We start from the raw sequence: 18,297 nt of genomic DNA on the forward strand, positions 1-18,297 counted from the left end.
TTTAGTTTGATTAAAGCACCAAACCACCATCAATTTTGAGAACTTGTCCAGTAATAAAGCTCGACTTGTCACTGGCTAAGAATTCTACCCCATTGGCAATATCTTCTGGTGTTGCCATTCTGCTCAGCGGTGTCTTATCTTTCATCATATCCAGCACTTTTTCTGGCAAGTCTGCCGTCATTGGTGTCTCAACAAAGCCTGGTGCCACACAATTGGCTCGAACTTGAGCGCCTTTACGCGCAAACTCTTTGGCCCAAGTTTTTGTCATTGCAATGACACCGCCTTTGGTCGCCGCATAATTCGATTGACCAATATTGCCATCGGTCCCGACGACAGAAGACATAGTGATGATTGAACCGTAATCCTGAGCAACCATAATTGGTGCGATAGCTTGCGTAACATTAAACACACCTTTGAGGTTAACATCGACCACCAAATCCCAGTCTTGTTCGGTCATATTCTCAATCAATGCATCACGAGTAATACCGGCGTTGTTCACTAAAACGTCAACTCGACCGTAATCACTTTTGATCTGTTCAACCAAGTCGGTAATGGCTGGTCGATCACATATATCAACCACTATGGGCTTAACGTTACTCTGATTCATGAACGCTTCGTTCAATACATCTCCATTCATGTCCAGCGCATACACCATAGTCGCACCATTGTTAGCGAAACGTTCGACAACTGTACGTCCGATCCCTTGCGCTGCGCCTGTCACTACGCAGATTTTGCTATTAAACATATCTGTTTCCTTGTTGGGCTTGGAAAAAAAATCTGTTCAACTAACTTAACTTCAGTAAGTTGTATCATCGCAAGACTGAGTTGGACTCCCATTTTTTTGACTAACTTTGCTCTCACCGAGAGTTTCATCCTGCGCGTTATTCAATCTGGCTATGTTTATGTGACTAAGTTGAAAATGGATCAAATCAGAAATAATCCATCATACTTAACAAATCTAATCAAACTTTAAGGTTTCTAATTTTGGTTTTGGGCGACAAACACCACTTTTAAAATCAACAATGAACCCTTGGTAATAATAGTCGCTAGGAAACTAGATGCATTAATTTCTCATCAGCTTCATTGTCATCAGAGTGATTTTACGTCAGCTTTATTGCCGTTATTTCATATATTACAAACAGTTGGCACATGACTATCTCTATAAGGAAAAATCTTAATGAACACGATAAAAACTAGATAAAAGCAAACCACCAGACCTTTCGTTACCTTGTAACGCACATACCACTCACTAACACGAAAGATGGTGACTTAGCTTATACTTGTGCAGCATCGATTGCTGATCTTCTGCAATCGATGAGACGTGTTCAGAAATCTCGACCATCGATTCCAATTGCGTGTTTGATAACTCACCCTGCTCGGTGACTTCTGTAATGTGTCGAGTAACGTCCAAAGTTGCTTGCTGCTGCTGTTCCGTTGCCACTGCGATTTGCTCAAAACGAGCTCGAATAGCTGTAATAGAAGTTTCAATATCTTCAAACGCATGCTTGACCTCATCACTCGACTGAAGCGCATACCCCATTTCCAAGCGCGTATCTTCCATCGCTTTGCGAGACTGTTCGGCTGATTCTACTAATTCTGCCATCCGCTTGCGGATGCTGTCAGTTTGCACTGAAGTATCTTGCGCAAGTTTACGCACTTCATCCGCGACAACGGCGAATCCCCTGCCATGATTTCCTGCGCGCGCCGCTTCGATAGCCGCATTAAGCGCAAGTAAATTGGTGTTTTCGGCAATTCCCGATATGAAATCGACCATCTCGTAAATCTGTTTTACTTTGCTATCTAATGCCAACATTGAACGTTCATTCGCATTAAACGTCTTCTCTAACGCATTTAAACGCCGGTGGTTTTGATTTAAGGTTTGAACGCCCTCTGTGGTCGCTTGTACCGCCAAGTTGGACTCATCAAATGAAATATGCGTCATTTGCGTTATCTGGCCTATCGCCGATTCTAATTGACCAATCGTCGCGGCCATCTGACTCAGCGCTTCATTTTGTAGGCCGATATTTTGCTTAGTGCACGTTGCCGCTTCATGACTGATCTCCGCAGCTTGATACAAGCTTTCACAATTTCGCGTCACAACCGTCAGTGATTGATTGGTCGCTACTATGACTCGATTTAAATGACTCGCAATCTGTTGGAGTTCTTTGGGCCCACGCTGGTTTAATAAACGTTGCATATCGTGCTCGGCAATACGACTCAGAGAATCAAGGATATGTTTTAGCCCTGATTGAATCCATCGTTTAAATAACAGCCAAGCGGTGCCAACAAGCAACAAGATCACGACCGTGCTGCCCATGAACGTATGATTTATTGAGGTGATGGTTTGTAAAACATCCGACTGACGTTGATGAAGTAAAGCATGGGCACTGTTTGAGATTCGGTTGAGAATAGTGACACTTTGATTGGCAACTTCGCGCATTTCAGTAACGGTTTCATTTTGAGTTTCGTACAACGCCAACCGGAGCAAAATATGTTGCAGCAGCGCTTTATCTTCGAACCCACTTTTCACCATATCATACGCTGAAATTAAACTCGTAAACTCCTCGACATCGGGATGCCATGCCGAGAAATCATCATAAGCAAGATTGATACCGGCAATCCTGTTTCTCATCTCTCGGTATTCTTGTTGGGCTTGCTTTGCATCGCGCTGCATCAGCAGTAGCAAAAAGGTGCTTTCCATCGAACTGGCACTGGCAATAAATCGATTCGCCGCGTCTGCAGACTCTGGATTATCAACCGACAAAATTGCGCTAATACGGTTCATTTCAGGGCCGAGCGAGCTTAATCCATAACGAAAACTTGTGACCTGTGAATCAATTAGGGATTGCTTATCCAGCAACTGAAATTGCGCTACGGTAATATGCTGAGAAAGTTGCGCTAACCGCTCAATGCTCGAGGCTAATTCATTGGTGTAAACATTGTAAATATGTTGGTTATAGCCCTCAGATGCCGATACAAGCTGTTGATATAACGTTTGAGCCAATTCAATTTGTTGTCTAATTTTGATTTGATATTGTTCAAGTTCCTGCTTGTCTTCGGTTTGCGAAGCGAAACTCACTAATTTGGTTTGCTCGAGTAACGATTGAATGAGTTTTGCGTTGGTTTCTGACAAAGGTAACGCATGTTCTGACAGCGCATTAAAATGAATTCCGACTTGTTCAACACCTCTACTTCCAATGAAAGAAAGAGTACTCACAAGCAGGATAAAACTTAAAAACATGGCTGAAATAGCCTGAATCAGCGACAATGAAAACGCCTTTTGAGAGCAATCTGTCATAGCATCCTTGCATGAATTAATACGAAAGTTTAATGCTGGCAGTTTAAGAACGCTTTATTACACAACCATTTCATATTTATTATACAAATCTTATGCTTATAAACTTTACAGCTTGTTTCCGTCCCTTATTTGCTATGACATTTCTTGTGTTACTGATGGCATGTAGTGCATCTAAATCTACTGTTTCGTTCCAACAACAGATGCAAACGCGAGAGGCGTTGTTAAACGTGTATCATAGATGGCAAGGCGTACCCTATCGCTTAGGTGGAACGTCTCTCAATGGCGTCGATTGTTCCGCATTCGTGCAAGTTGCGGCAAATAAAGCAATGCAGATTCAATTACCTAGAACCACGGAATTACAAGTCGAGGTCGGTGTTGAGATGGATTATGATGATATGGCGATTGGTGATTTGGTGTTCTTTAAGACTTCGTTGTTTACCCGACATGTGGGGGTTTACATCGGGGATAAACAGTTTTTACATGCGTCAACCTCAAAAGGGGTTATTATCTCTCGATTAGATAACCCTTACTGGGCGGATAAATTTTGGCAAGTAAGGCGAGTTACTACTCACCTTAGCTATTAATTAGTCGTACTTAGCAACCGCGTTATCAAATAGGTTCTTCACCAAGACGATATATTCATCAAGAAATACAATCTGTTCGTTTGTTGCAGCCCGCTTCCAAGCGCCTGCAAGCACTTCCGCCAAATCTGCTACTACCGAGTCTGCTTCCTTCAACAGTTTAAAACGAACACTCGAATGCAGTTCTGGATTTTGTTCAAATATCGCCATGATATTTGAAGCCACCATATCCGTTACCACATCTTCGACACTCTCAGACCCTGTATCACCATCTTCTTTTGAAAATACATCGAGATTGGATGCAAGATACTCAATTAATGCCAAGTATCCTTCTGTCTCAACTACCATTTTTGCTCCCAATGAAGGCTGTGAAAGTCAAATTCTATACTAAGACATTCACCTCACATTTCACAACCACATCGTGATATTGACCTCAAAATTGTTGGTTGTGCGACACTTTAGGAAATACAACACTCAGTCTAAACAAAGACACTGTTCACAAATCAATCAAATGATTGGTGTTATTTACTCAATTGATTGAATTCTTTGCGGTGTAAATCGGAATTACGGTGATCTATCTCCTACAATGACGATAGAGATCGATGAAGCAAGAGGTGGACTATGTGGCAGGCTATTTCTGAGCAACTATCTGAGACATTAATGTTTTCATACACTATTCGGGAAAACGAAGCTTTCCGGTGGTGATATTAGTGAGAGCTACATGATAAGTGACGGTGAACAACGTTACTTCGTGAAGGTCAACAGTCGAGCGTTTTTAGCTAACTTTGAAGTAGAAGCTGAGAACTTAAAAGCTCTACGAGAAACCCGCACTGTCTTTGTCCCAGAGTTTGTCGATATTGGCCACTCGAAACACAACTCTTTTCTTATCCTCAATTACTTGTCCACTAAGCGACTCGAAAGCAGTGACGCTAGTTTTCGTTTCGGCCAACAACTTGCTGAGCTTCACTCCTGGGGAGAACAAAAAGAATTCGGTTTTGATCAAGACAATTATATTGGTAGCACCATTCAACCGAATCAATGGAACCGGAAGTGGTCACGCTTTTTTGCCGACCAACGAATTGGCTGGCAATTGCAATTAATCAAAGAGAAAGGCGTAACACTGGTCGATATTCCAGAGTTCACCAAGTTGATTCAAGACCTGCTCTCTCACCATCAGCCACGCCCTTCTCTACTGCATGGTGATCTCTGGCATGGCAACGTTGCCAATTCAGCATTTGGCCCAATCTGTTATGACCCTTCATGCTATTGGGGTGATCGTGAATGTGATATTGCCATGACAGAATTATTTGGCGGCTTTCACGAAGAGTTTTACCGTGGCTATGAAAGCCTCTCACCGCTATCTAGTGGTTACGATGAGCGCAAGCATATTTACAACCTCTACCACATTTTAAACCACTATAATCTATTTGGTGGTCATTATCTTGATGATGCCCAAATGTTGATTGAACGGATACAAGCGTATTAACCAATTGTTACATTCAGACTTATATAACAATAACTTAATGAATCCGGCTTGGTAAAAATGTGTTGGTAATCCTTGTATTTGAGAAAAAGTTTCGATTGCTACGACTAAATTCTGTCCGCTATCAAACTTTGCACTTAATTCACAACCATAAGTAACTTACATGTTTAACATTAAATGTAGGCAACAAATGGTTGCAAGAAGAAGTAAACTACGAGGTGAGTCTATGCGCAATTTCACAGATAAAATGGTCACCTGCCCGCATTGCGGTCACTCTATCGGCATTACCCTCGATGCATCAAACGGCAATCAAGATTTTTACGACGATTGTCCCGCGTGTTGCAATGCCATCCACTTTAATATGGTGGTCAACGAACAAATGGACCTGATCGAATTAACGATCGATGCAGATGATGAACAGATTTTCTAGGCAATATAAAGAAGAGCGCTAAGCGCTCTTTTTCGTTTGTTTCAACTTTCACTACTAAGCGAGTTGCTTTGCCGCTAGAACCCTTTCGACCGTGTCGACAATCGCTTGAGTTTGAGGGTCAAACTCGACATTGATCGCCGCTCCAACTTCGCGAGTTCCGAACAACGTCCTTTCTAATGTTTCTGGGATTAAATGTACGTTGAATCGATTCTCGACCACTTCACCGATCGTCAAAGAGCATCCATCTAAGCCAATGTACCCCTTGGCTAGCACATATTTCATCGCGTCTTGAGGAAGCTCGAACCAAACAGTTCGGTTATTTTGAGAAGTAATGACATCGGTGACGGTTGCCATCAAAGAGATGTGACCAGACATGCTATGTCCGCCAATTTCATCACCAAACTTTGCCGCTCGTTCTACGTTAACTTTGTCACCAACATTGAGTTGACCTAAGTTAGTGAGCCTTAAGGTTTCCTGCATTAAGTCGAAGCTAATCTTGTTCCCATCAATTTTGGTTACTGTCAGACAACAACCGTTATGTGCTACCGAAGCACCAATCGCTAGATTTTCATTTAACTTACCTTCAAGGCTTATCGTATGCGTTTGAAAGTTTTCTTTCTTCTCAATCGCGACGACTTCAGCCATACCAGCAACGATACCTGTAAACATAACAACTCCTGAAATTCATTCCCATAAAGATGCTAATAACCTAACTTAAAACAAAAGACGATACGAATAGTTTCTGTATAATGCGCTCGCTCTTAAGCACATGACATAAGATTATACCCAATAACCCGTAGACGCGGTCTTCAGCGATTTCGACTCACTGGCTCCTCTTCAATACGGCATCTTGAATTCGTTTGGGTATACGTTGTACTTTCCCTTTTTGGAGTCCTTTTCGTGCATCGTTATAAACAAGAAGCGAATACCTTAATTAAATTAGCTACCCCTGTTCTCATCGCATCCGTTGCACAAACCGGAATGGGGTTTGTTGATACGGTAATGGCGGGTGGCGTCAGTGCCACCGATATGGCAGCAGTATCGATTGCATCCAGTATCTGGTTACCTTCCATTTTATTTGGTGTTGGTCTATTGATGGCCTTGGTGCCTATTGTTTCTCAACTCAATGGCTCTTCTAAGTTCCAAAATATTCCATTTGAAATTCAACAAGGCATCTACATGGCTTTGTTGGTCTCAATTCCAATCATTGGTGTTTTATTTCAGACTCAATATATTCTGCAAATGATGGATGTTGAGACCTCAATGGCAAACAAAACCATTGGCTACATGAACGCCGTGATGTTTGCCGTGCCTGCTTACTTGTTATTTCAGGCATTACGCTGTTTTACCGATGGTTTATCACTGACAAAACCGGCGATGGTAATTGGCTTTATTGGGCTACTTTTCAATATTCCTCTGAACTGGATATTCGTTTACGGTAAATTCGGTGCGCCGGCTTTGGGCGGCGTTGGTTGTGGCGTTGCAACGGCGATAGTGTATTGGTTGATGATGCTGTTGTTGCTACTTTATGTGCTGACAGCAAAACGTGTTGCCTACATTCAGCTGTTTGCCACATTTTATCGTCCCGACGTAAAAGCATTGGTTCGCCTATTCAAACTTGGCTTCCCGATTGCGGCTGCACTCTTTTTCGAGGTGACCCTGTTCGCGGTGGTCGCGCTATTGATTGCTCCGCTTGGCCCAATGATTGTGGCAGCACACCAAGTGGCGATTAACTTCTCATCATTGGTCTTCATGCTACCGATGAGTATTGGTGTCGCGACGAGTATTCGCGTCGGATATCGCTTGGGTGAAAATGATGTAGATAAAGCACGCGTCGCCTCACATGTTGGCTTACTGGTTGCGCTTGGTATGGCGCTATTCACGGCAAGCTTTACCATCGTGATGCGTGAACACATTGCATTGTTGTACACATCTAACCCTGAAGTTATCGCGGTAGCACTTAAGTTATTATTACTGGCCGCAATCTACCAATGCACCGACGCACTTCAGGTTGTGGCAGCGGCAGCATTACGTGGTTACAAAGATATGGCAGCGATATTTAAACGTACCTTTCTTGCTTATTGGGTGATTGGCCTTCCGAGTGGTTACATCCTCGGCATGACCGATTGGATCGTCGCACCAATGGGAGTTGACGGTTTTTGGTACGGCATCATCACTGGTTTAACTTCTGCCGCGATTATGCTTTGCGCTCGCCTACATTGGATGCACAAACAACCTGAAGCATTCCAACTAAGCGCTCTCGAGCGATAACAATAATCCAAAGGTCAGCATCGCTGACCTTTTTCTTATATCTCACGTACACTAAAGTAACGATTCACTGATTCGGTGTACCATTCTTTCCATGAGATTCCTTGTTCTGCTATTCGTTACACTAATGGCTGGATGCGATTTTAAACAGCACCCAGTAGACAACATGTTTTCGGATTACTTAGATAGAATTGCGAACGTGCAGCAACAAAAAGCGCTAGCTTTGCCTGACAATACGGTTGTTGAATTACCTGCCATTCGGCAATTAACGATGGAAATTGAGCCTATCACTCTTGGTTTATTAGACAGTTATGAACTACGAAAATGTGGACTATTCAATGCGATTGCGGAAAAAAACTCCGTTTTAGGCAAAGTCCAAGATCAATTCCGCGATTTTGAGTTTCAGCTGACACTACTACATGGTTTGCAAAATTGTGTTAACGCGCCTGAAATTTCCGAAGAACTAAAACAAACTCTCGACGGGATTTACCATCAGAAGATTACGCAGTTGCCGGCATACAGCGCCAATCTCATTTTTACTAGCCAAGCAATGCGTAAACAACTCGGAGCAAACCAATGGATAAATCCTCAGCTTGTGACTCTCGATAGAGAGATCCTCCACGCATACCAACATTTGCAAAGTGCGGTCAATCAACACTCTGGTGAAAATCAAGCAGTACCCATCCATAAATATCAAGAAATACTGGAAAAGAACAACACCGTGGGTCGTCTTTGGTACTCATTTGTCAACGCGAGCCAGAAACTCAACATAATAAACCAGCAACTCGCTCTTTATAACGAGACGATTGTTTGCCAGCCTGGGCGTGATTCAACTAAGTTCAAATACCTACATAACGTATTTAACCATAGCTTTGTTGGTAACATTCAAGCTTACCTAGCAAGGCTCGACGCTCACTACTTTGCCTTATTGCCCTACCTTTCTATGCTGGAAAACGTGCATCCCAATTATCAGTACCCAATTGTCAGCGCTCATAGAGAGTTCAGACAAGCAACCCTACGCCACGTCGATTACTGGCAGCAACTATTCAAACGTTGCGGCGTCACGTTTTCTAGATAACTCACAGTACTTGCCTCGTCTTTTTCCAATGTCAGTGTCAAAGAGTTGCGTAAAAAGCATCAAAACAATCAGCGCCTTCCAAAAACATTCTCATATTGAGAATCCACACGAGTTTGTTTCGCTTTAATTTATAACCCACTGTTATTTAAGCAATAACCTTTCGGCATGCAATGTGCAACTAGTGTCTATAAAACATGGATATTTACTAGATGCTCATTGTGGATGAGTTGGAGGATGTGATGCGAGATATCATTGTACTCAACAATTTAAGTGACTCTTTTGCGGTCAATTCTAAAGAAATGCTCAACAACATGCCAAACAGCGGCAGAATCGTGTGGGTTGACCTCGAATTCGAGAGTGCAAAAAGTCAAAAACATCACACAACAAACGCTGTATCTGAGAGTTCAAGATCCAACGCCCATATCACGATAACGATTAAAAATATTCCTGAGATAAGTTGCCATGAGACTAAACACTCTTCTCTATCCTACATTCTCGCCTCTTTGAACCCGCTTCTAACCCGACATGATATTAAACACCCCATCATTTGGGCTGCCGATACGAGTTTTGCTGACTTAACTGAACACATCAAAGGTTCATCCCTGGTTTACTATTGCCATGAAGAACATTCGAGCAACTTCATCGCGAATAACCATTTTAAATTTGAGCTTGAAAAAACGATGCTCAAACGGGCAAATCTGATTTTTGGCTCCAGTTCGCTTATTTGTTCACGTTTTCCTCGTAGCAAAACTTTAATACTGCCACCCGCAGTCGATACCAACTTATTCTGTGCTCGCCACCCCGTCGCAGAAGACATGCCCACTAACGGCAGGCCAACGGCTGGTTTTTGTGGCGTAATAGACAATACCGTCGACCTTCAATTGCTTTACTACACGGCACTTAATTTACCTAATTGGAACTTTGTTTATATTGGCCGTATGTCGGTTGGCCATCATGCGCTGTTCGACTTAGAGAATGTGTTCTATTTGGGGACGAAAACGACCAAACAACTGCCGCGTTATATCCAGCATTGGGAAGTCAGCTTGTTACCTTTCAAATCACAGCAAAGTCATCCGACAGCGTTTAACAGTACCCTGCTAAAATATTTGGCTGCTGGCTCACCCGTTGTTTCAACGTTTTCAGAGCCGAGCGGCAACTACAGAGACTATGTCAATGTCGTAGAAACCGCGCACGAGATGTCTTACGCATTAAAATTGTCGGCGTACGAGAATAAAATTCCATCGGATATCATTTGGAGTGACAGCTGGCAAACTCGCGGGCGCTACATCAGCAACCTTCTGCGAAGCTTATAGAGGATTCAGTGATGTGATCAGGAGCACATTGAACGAGGTTGTAAGAATAAAAATCAATCAATCAGCACAATCCTGCGCCAAACGATTCAAAAACCTAGAATTTACGCTTGCACACGCCCAAAACAGTGGGTAATATCCATCTCGTTCTCAAGGGATGGGTCCGTAGCTCAGTTGGTTAGAGTACTACCTTGACATGGTAGGGGTCACCAGTTCGAATCTGGTCGGACCCACCATTCCTTCTAGCTTGGCTAGATTTGTCGAGAACAAAAAATTTGGGTCTATAGCTCAGTTGGTTAGAGTACTACCTTGACATGGTAGGGGTCGGCGATTCGAGTTCGCCTAGACCCACCAAATTAGTTCTTCGGAACAAAACAACAAAGCCCGCTTTATGCGGGCTTTGTTGTTTTTGCGTGTATCGATTTTCCTTAAGTAGTCCGCACCCCTTTGCTTCCTCAAGAGTACCTCCATCTTTTAGAAAAAGATCCTTGGTAAAATCAGACCAACAACACCGTGTGATCAAGCTTTAAAACGAGATCTTCCTCGACGAGAGTTACTCAGATAAAGTGTTTCTAAACAGAGAGACATCATCAGAAGTAACTCTCCTAACAGAATTAATAACATTCACCTCCCTATCCTTCACAACTCAACGTAAACCTTTAAATTTCAGAATTGATCAAAATCATCTTTGCGTTTAAAGGGCAGATTTCTACCACTTTTGGGTAAATATCTACCTTTTGACCATTTGCTCAATACATAATATTGGCGCTGATATTTCAGCAGGATGTTATGCATGATCAGCAGTAAGTGGCTAGAGCTTTACCAATACCTAACTAGCCAAATCTCTACCCTTCCGGCAATTGAAACCATTGAGCCAAAGCTTAATGAGCGTTTCATGTTTCTCTCTGCTCAATTTTCCACGGCAGATGAAAAACCAGACGAAAACAAAACTGATTGGCTTGAACATGAAAGTTTCACTCTCGTTATCAGCGAGCAGCTCGAAAACTTCGTTCTCGACAGAGGGCAAGTGCAATTCCTGTTCGAAACCCTTATGGCAGCACAAATGTGCCAACTTGCCATGGTGGTAACCAACCAATTTAAGTCGCAGCTGACTGAATATGATTTTAAGACCAAATGTGGCTTGGTCTATCAACAGCTTGCTGACTATGAAATGGCAAAGTCGATGCTTGAAGAAGCCATTGCCATTAATAACCATAATCCAATGCTTTATTGCCACCTTGGCTTTAACCACCTCTTCACTGGCGAAAGTGATATCGCGGTTGAACACTTTAAACAAGCGATAGAGATTGACCCTAAGTTTGTCGGCGGTTACCAAAACCTTGCCGGCCTCTACTATCAAGAAAGTAATTTTGAACTGGCAGCCGAATACGCAGAACACGCCTTTTCCTGCGATAAATCGTTAGTCTCCACCTACATTACGGCTGTCAGTTCATACCTCGCATTGGGCAACAAAGAAAAAGCCGAACAGTGGATCAACGCTGCATTTGACAACCATGTGTCATCGATTGAACTGGTGCGTTTGGCGGGTATTTCTGCCCATCAAAACGGTCGTTTAGATGAAGCGCTTGATGCGTTAAACCACTATATCGCCGTTCACCCATCAAGTTATGACGTAATTAGCATTCGTGCCCGCGTTAAAGCAGAGCTTGGGCTCTATGGTGAGCTTGAAGAAGACATCAAACAGCTACTGATTTTTGAGCCACATGACGAATGGTGTCTCGAACAGCTGTTCCTGTGCTATTTCCATGCAGAGCAATGGACTGATGCACAGCTTGTGATGGTCGACCTTAACCGTTTAGCCGGTCACTACAAAATTACCTACCGCGAACAGCTCAACACAATCAACAAGAAACTGAGCCTCGATGTAGTCGAAATTAAATAAGAATAAATCTGGGAGTTAATGTGAAAGATCAAGTTGAATCAGGCGTAGCCGATACGTCTCGGCGCGATTTTCTCAAGTTAGGTGGCGTTGCCGCAGCAACCGCGACCATTGGTGCCGCGGCAGGTGCTGGCTTTGTATTAGGTCGCGATCCTGACGCTAACGTCGGTTGGGGCCGAACCGAGTCAGGTCACGATATGTACTTCAACCGCGAACCATTTCGCGTTGATGTGGCACCGACGATGGAAGTGGCTGGCGAGCTTATTCGCCCAGAATGGAGCGATTTCTTGTTCCACCGCACTCGCGTACTTGGCGCTGAAATGAAAAAAGGTTGGATTCCAACCAAAGACTGGCGTGATATTCCTAACGAACGTGTACGTGAATACTACTCACGTTACCCTGAGCGTTGGGACGACATGTACCAATCGTTTGAAGAGAAAGCGGAACACTCACAAAACTTTGAGCGTCACCGTTCACGCTTCGCGATTGGCTGGGCATACTCAGCGGCTTACATGCGCGGTGTGTACAGTGACTTCCCGCCAAAACCACAAGGTCACCCAGACGAAGTGGACTTCCAGTGGGTTAAACGCACTAAGCAAGAGTTTAAATCGCCAAAACACGCTTCTGAGCTAATCAAGAAGATGGCGTTTAAATTCGGCATGAGCATCGTGGGTATCACTAAGCTCGATCCGAACTTCGTGTTTAAAAACACCATGCGCGGCATGCCAGATTGGGACGAAAGCATTCCTAAACACTGGAAGAACGTGATCATCTTCGGTACACCAATGAACTGGGATCCAATGTACGCCGCAATCGGCTACTCAACCTCATACGATGGCTACTTCCGTGCCAAAAACGCGGCGGGTTTGATGGCAGCCTTCCTTGGTGAGCTTGGCTATGCAGCTCGTCCACAATGGCCAGGTTCAGACTATGAAATCGTTGTGCCACCACTGGCTATCCAAGCGGGTATGGGTGAAGCGGCGCGCAACGGTATTTTGCTTACGCCTGAGCTGGGTCCAAACATTCGTTTGGCCGCGGTGATCACTGAGCTTGATCTGGAAGCGGATAAACCGATCGACACTAAGGTTAAGCACTTCTGTGAAGAGTGTAAGATCTGTGCTGACTCTTGCCCAAGTGGCTCTATCAGTAAAGCAGATAAGCCGGATGATATCGTGCGTGGTTACCGCAAGTTTGCCTTTAACCAAGACAGCTGCTGGACCATGTGGCGTCAAGGTCCAACTGAAACGGCAATGGGTTGTCGCGTTTGTATTGCGGTGTGTCCTTACACGCGTAAAAACAACTGGATCCATGCACTGGTGAAAGAAACCGACCCGCGCGATCCAACTGGCATGACGCGTAAAACACTGCTCGCGATGCAGCACAACTTCTTCTACTACCCAGAAGCAGAAGCCTACCACGGTGACTGGAATGGCGGTCGCTTTGCTGGCTACCACCAACCGCCAGAATGGATGCGCAGCGAGAACTACCTCGCGGTAGAAAAAACTTGGGAATACGACGGTAACTGGGAGGGATTCTAATGTTTCCACAATCGACTGTACTCGACCCGCTATTTTGGATGGCATTTGGCGCGCTGCAAGTACTGGTATTTGCTGGCGCAAACCAATGGGCTAAACAGTTCCAACTCGGCATGAACTGGTGGAAATGGGCATTGGTTGGCGGTTGGTGGGCATCACTGGTGCTAACCGTTGCGGGCGCCTTTACCCTACTGGGTGAAAACGAAGGTATGGCAGGCTGGTACTTCCTCGGCTTCGTTGGCACGGGCTTAATCATTGGTGGTGCTATCTTGCTACGAGTGCTTATCGCACTTAAGCCAAAGACAGCAAACTAATCGGTGTTTTAGAATACGTTAAGGAGCAAGCCACAAGGTCAGTATTCACTTGTGGCTTGTTAGTTTTATGGCTGAACGAAAACAAAAAACAAATCGAAATAAAAACCTAGAGAAGATCGCCAGCATCGCATCTATTTTGCTGCTGATTTTGGCTTGGTATTTGGGCGGTCTGCGCACCAACAACTCACAAGCGCAATTCTTCCAACACATTTCCACTGCGGGCAGTGAACTGGTTGAAGTCTCTCCTAACTTGTACCAGCTTGTTGGCGCTGATGGCGACAAAGCACAAGCTAAATGGGTCAGTTTTGGCTCAGGCGTGGGTTACGGCGGCGAACTGACCGTTGGCGCTGTGTTTACTCCATCAGGTGAAGTGGAAACGATCTCGCTGCTTTCATCCAAAGAGACCTCGTCATACTTTGATAAAGTAGTAGAAGAAAAACTGCCGGAGAACCTGTTAGGTCAGCGCGTGAAAACCTCACTGCATGTCGATGCGGTAACGGGCGCAACGCTCACCTCTGAGGCATATATTACCGCCTTAGATCAAGCTGCCGATCCAGTGCGCGAGGCGCTGTATGGCTATCGCCTATCAAAGCAAGCGTCTGCATTGAGTTACTTCAAGTGGTTAGATGCAGCAGCGTTGGTGTTCTTTGCTTTAGCGGTTTGGGTGAACCGTACCCGCTCTGAGCACAAAGTGAAGTTCAATATCGCTATTCTTGGTGGTTCAACCCTCTTATTTGGCTTCCACTCTGCTTCGCTTTACTCGGCTTCGATCATGGGCGGCGCGATTTATGGCTCATGGATTTCTGGTGTGGCTAACTACACGCCGTTTATCTTGCTGGCTCTGAGTATCGGCTACATTTTTTACTACAACCGCAATATCTACTGCGAAAGCTTATGTCCATTCGGTGCAGTACAAAAATGTTTAGCCAAAGTGGGTAACGCAAAGTCCTCGCCTATCCGTAACGAGCTATTTGTCTGGTTCCCGCGCGTCTTGCTGTTAGTCACGCTTTGCCTTGGCGCATACTTCCGCAGCCCAGCCGCGTTCGTCTATGAACCGTTTGGCATTGCCTTTGGCATGATTGGTGGCATGTACCTGTTTGTGCTGACAGTGATAATCATCTTAACGTCGCTAGTTGTACGTCGCCCTTGGTGCCAGAGCCTTTGTCCAGTCAATGCCATGACAGACTTCTTGGTGTTTAACAAAAACTGGCTCAAGCAGTCTCGTGCGAAAAAGAGCAAAGCCCGTCGCCCGATGAAACAGGACAAGGAGTAACCCATGAGAAAACACATCTCGCTTGCTTTTTACTGTTTAGCCTCAGTAGTGATTGTGCTGCAACTTACCACCAGCTTTATTAGCCTAACCGGTGAACAAAGCCAGCAACAATTACTACATAGTGTGACCAAGCCAGTAGAAAAACCTGTGGTTGTAGTAGAAAGTAAGCCGCAAGTTGACTTTAAGCAGATGGCGCAAGATATGGAAAGCGAACAGTACTAACCATATCGCCTCATCAATAACTAGAAATTAAAATCAGGAGCTTAGTGTTACTGTTAACATTAAGCTCCTTCGTGCTATCTATGAGTTGTAAAAGTATTCCCCTTGAGCGCATGCGCTCTGAATCCGGATTAACCAATCCCTACATTTACCGAATTTCTGAGCTTTACCAAGCCCGCAGTTTGGATGACGTTTCGTGCCATCATCGCCTTAATTTCAGCGCTTTGATTTACATAACTGAAGGAGAAGGTCAGCATTACATTGATCACCAGTTTCACCGAATTAAAGCTGGAACTTTGATTTCTCTTGGCAAAAACCAAGTTCATGCGTTTGCGAAAACCCGCACCGTTGACGGATTTGTGGTCCCGTTTAACTGCACCTTTCTTGCTGAGCATAAACAAGATCCTTACTTTGATTCGATGATCGCAGCGCTGGTGCAAGTAAACTGCACCCATGATATGGGCGACGATATCGATGCCCTCTTTCGCGTCATGGTTAGCGAGTTTTACTCTGACTCTGAATTTCGTGCTGAGATCATTCGCAATCTGCTGCGCACCATCTTGCTCAAATCGATAGTGCCAATCTACAAGCAAAACGCCCAGCAAATGCAAAACCTCGGTGCCAGTGATTTTTACCGCCTTAAGAACTACATTGATGAGCACTTTAGCCAGCGTCCATCCGTCGCTGAAATGGCGCTGGTGCTGGGCAAAAGCGTTAAGCAGTTAGATAAACTTGCTAAAGATAATGCGGGCATTAGCGTCAAAGAGTTACTCGATGAGCGTGTTCTAATTGAAGCCAAACGACAACTGGCATTTAGCCAATACGCGATTGCGGATATCGCCGCTGAGCTTGGTTTTAATGAAGCGACCAATATGACGAAGTTTTTTAAGCGTCATTCCGGGGTGAGCCCAAAGGATTTTAGGCAGTTGTGTCGGATGGGGTTGAGGAATCAATAGCGGATGCGGGATGTGGGATGCGGGAGTAATTTTAGTTATATCTGTATGTCCCGCTTAAAAGCCTGTCGCTCTCTTTTCCCTTACGGTAAGCGGTCCAGTTACTCTTTGTCTTACCAAAGAGTAACCAGAAAGGCGCTTTTGTATCTCTGACTTGGTCCGGCCGGTTTTAGGCGTTCCCGACGCCGAAAACCTAAAAATGCTGTCCTGCATTTTGCCTAGGTGATAGATATTCTTTAACCAATTGAAAGCATCAAGGCGAAGAATATTTAAACTCAGTTCTGCCCCATTATGCGTTAGATTTTTTACTCATTCACATCCTATTAGTATATTTTTCACTACCTAATATAATCTGAACTGGTGACAAATCAGTTTTATCAACTTTGTCACGTTTTGCTAATTACGGCCTTCCGTATCTTAAGCTTTTGATTTGTAGTTAAATTAATATGATAATAACTGCTTTCAAAGGAAAGGTGCCATAACAGTTTGAGCATGTATTTTGTTTAGTGTTTACTGCTGTTGTTTAATATTAGTTTGCTGTAAAACCCTAGTGTAGGGTGTGATAAGCGGCCTAACAGATAAAGGAATTCTAAATGAAAGTAGATAGATGGGAAGAATACCAAACTTTCTTTCAACTAATCATACTTAGGTATCTTGTTGTGTGGTTCTCATTAGTCCCGATAATTGTGGGGATTATAAACCAACTCCCAACTCCTCTACCAATTACTCTAATGGGGTTACGCATAATATTGAACTAACTCTTCCATTTCATTGGCAACTACTCTCATTGTCTCTATCTTTGTGATAGCTTTGGGGTTGTTTAAGTTTTTGTCCCAAATTCGTCCAAAAATACAGTAGTTTTTCTGAGTACAGTTCATACGATAATCATCCAAGATGGCTAGCTTGGGAAGCTCATGGTTTGTTAAAAGTGCAAACATACATCAAAAGGAAAAATTAGTTGAACGGCTAAGTAAAAAGTACCTCACCAAGTTGGAAGTTAATTTGGATAATGATTTGTGTGATGAACCTAAAGTTAACGAGAAGCCGTAATTCAATTTAGAGTAGACGGTCAGTCTTATGAATTTGGAATGCCAATAGTACAGGCTACACATGATAATAGTTCTGAAAAGGATGTGTTCTATGAGCTATTCGGTAGATATTCGGAAAGTTACTACGCTGTTAGGTTAACGATAAAGATACTATTGATAATTAGTTTTGGGCTCTTTTATTGGTGCTAATCCAACACATATATAATGGTGCTGGTTTCGTTTGGGAGTGGATACTAGAAGTAAGCAACAAATGAAGCCATATAAATATTATGCAGCGCTAACAAGTCAAGTTGCATTCTGTGCTACTCCACTTCGATTAGATCCTTATAACCGATGTCAGTTTTCTTGTGAGTATTGTTTTGCCTCAACAAGGCAAGGCTTTGGACGACGGGAGAGTTGAAAGTTGGTAACCCATCTCTTCTAGATAGGCTAACTCTGGTATCTAACGGTAAAGTCAGTTCAGCTCTTGATGAACTAATAGAGCGTAGAGTTCCTTTCCAATTGGTGGTATGTCTGATCCATTTACAAAGTTAGAATCTAGAGAAAAAGTCACATTAGAGTATTTAAAAATTCTAAAGAGTTTAATTACCCAGTTATTGTAAGTAC

15 protein-coding genes, 2 tRNA genes and 1 pseudogene are annotated in these 18,297 nt (G+C 43.7%); 14 read left to right on the plus strand and 4 right to left on the minus strand.

The window, feature by feature from the left end:
• Positions 1–10: 10 nt before the first annotated feature.
• Positions 11–745, minus strand: a complete 735-nt coding sequence (locus Vt282_RS07050) for a beta-ketoacyl-ACP reductase (protein WP_162046343.1) — start codon at positions 743–745, stop codon at positions 11–13.
• Between the two features lie 504 nt (positions 746–1,249).
• On the minus strand, positions 1,250–3,298 hold the full coding sequence (locus tag Vt282_RS07055) for a methyl-accepting chemotaxis protein (protein WP_162062966.1): 2,049 nt from the start codon (positions 3,296–3,298) through the stop codon (positions 1,250–1,252).
• Positions 3,299–3,453: 155 nt separating this feature from the next.
• On the opposite strand from Vt282_RS07055, the gene Vt282_RS07060 reads away from it, so the two are divergent.
• Entirely contained in the window at positions 3,454–3,882 is a 429-nt protein-coding gene (locus tag Vt282_RS07060) for a C40 family peptidase (protein ID WP_232055021.1), read from the plus strand.
• Here the strand turns inward: Vt282_RS07060 and Vt282_RS07065 are convergent, their stop codons facing one another.
• A complete protein-coding gene (locus Vt282_RS07065; RefSeq protein WP_162046341.1) occupies positions 3,883–4,227 on the minus strand; it encodes a DUF3802 family protein in 345 nt (114 codons plus the stop codon).
• Between the two features lie 273 nt (positions 4,228–4,500).
• On the opposite strand from Vt282_RS07065, the pseudogene Vt282_RS07070 reads away from it, so the two are divergent.
• Positions 4,501–5,365, plus strand: a pseudogene (locus tag Vt282_RS07070) (fructosamine kinase family protein).
• A gap of 223 nt (positions 5,366–5,588) precedes the next feature.
• Positions 5,589–5,792, plus strand: coding sequence for a CPXCG motif-containing cysteine-rich protein (locus tag Vt282_RS07075; RefSeq protein WP_162046339.1), 204 nt, complete (start codon positions 5,589–5,591; stop codon positions 5,790–5,792).
• 54 nt (positions 5,793–5,846) lie between these two features.
• Here Vt282_RS07075 and Vt282_RS07080 read toward each other — a convergent pair whose 3' ends face one another.
• Complete coding sequence (locus tag Vt282_RS07080) at positions 5,847–6,461, minus strand: riboflavin synthase subunit alpha (protein ID WP_162062968.1); 615 nt, start codon at positions 6,459–6,461, stop codon at positions 5,847–5,849.
• Between the two features lie 231 nt (positions 6,462–6,692).
• On the opposite strand from Vt282_RS07080, the gene Vt282_RS07085 reads away from it, so the two are divergent.
• The 11 genes from Vt282_RS07085 to Vt282_RS07135 all read left to right on the plus strand — a co-directional run bounded on the left by Vt282_RS07085 (position 6,693) and on the right by Vt282_RS07135 (position 16,645).
• Positions 6,693–8,063 carry an MATE family efflux transporter gene (locus Vt282_RS07085; protein WP_162046337.1) on the plus strand — a complete coding sequence of 457 codons (1,371 nt, stop codon included), beginning with the start codon at positions 6,693–6,695 and terminating at the stop codon, positions 8,061–8,063.
• 124 nt (positions 8,064–8,187) lie between these two features.
• Positions 8,188–9,138 carry a DUF3080 family protein gene (locus Vt282_RS07090; RefSeq protein WP_232055022.1) on the plus strand — a complete coding sequence of 317 codons (951 nt, stop codon included), beginning with the start codon at positions 8,188–8,190 and terminating at the stop codon, positions 9,136–9,138.
• Between the two features lie 209 nt (positions 9,139–9,347).
• On the plus strand, positions 9,348–10,451 hold the full coding sequence (locus Vt282_RS07095; RefSeq protein ID WP_162062969.1) for a glycosyltransferase family 1 protein: 1,104 nt from the start codon (positions 9,348–9,350) through the stop codon (positions 10,449–10,451).
• A gap of 156 nt (positions 10,452–10,607) precedes the next feature.
• Positions 10,608–10,684 (plus strand) — tRNA-Val (locus Vt282_RS07100).
• Between the two features lie 41 nt (positions 10,685–10,725).
• A tRNA-Val gene (locus Vt282_RS07105) sits at positions 10,726–10,802 on the plus strand.
• 439 nt (positions 10,803–11,241) lie between these two features.
• The gene (locus tag Vt282_RS07110; RefSeq protein WP_162062970.1) at positions 11,242–12,351 is read left to right on the plus strand and encodes a tetratricopeptide repeat protein; all 1,110 of its coding nucleotides are present in this window, start codon (positions 11,242–11,244) and stop codon (positions 12,349–12,351) included.
• A 20-nt stretch (positions 12,352–12,371) separates the two neighbouring features.
• On the plus strand, positions 12,372–13,886 hold the full coding sequence (locus tag Vt282_RS07115; RefSeq protein WP_114765071.1) for a 4Fe-4S dicluster domain-containing protein: 1,515 nt from the start codon (positions 12,372–12,374) through the stop codon (positions 13,884–13,886).
• The gene (locus Vt282_RS07120; protein WP_075650808.1) at positions 13,886–14,197 is read left to right on the plus strand and encodes a hypothetical protein; all 312 of its coding nucleotides are present in this window, start codon (positions 13,886–13,888) and stop codon (positions 14,195–14,197) included. Before Vt282_RS07115 ends, Vt282_RS07120 begins: the two co-directional genes overlap by 1 nt.
• A gap of 67 nt (positions 14,198–14,264) precedes the next feature.
• Entirely contained in the window at positions 14,265–15,470 is a 1,206-nt protein-coding gene (locus Vt282_RS07125) for an FMN-binding protein (protein ID WP_232055023.1), read from the plus strand.
• 3 nt (positions 15,471–15,473) lie between these two features.
• Positions 15,474–15,692 (plus strand): hypothetical protein, encoded by a 219-nt coding sequence (locus Vt282_RS07130; protein ID WP_162046333.1) that lies wholly within the window; start codon positions 15,474–15,476, stop codon positions 15,690–15,692.
• Between the two features lie 80 nt (positions 15,693–15,772).
• Entirely contained in the window at positions 15,773–16,645 is an 873-nt protein-coding gene (locus Vt282_RS07135; RefSeq protein ID WP_162062972.1) for a helix-turn-helix transcriptional regulator, read from the plus strand.
• Positions 16,646–18,297 lie beyond the last annotated feature (1,652 nt).

Source organism: Vibrio taketomensis (assembly GCF_009938165.1).
Classification (GTDB): Bacteria; Pseudomonadota; Gammaproteobacteria; order Enterobacterales; family Vibrionaceae; genus Vibrio; species Vibrio taketomensis.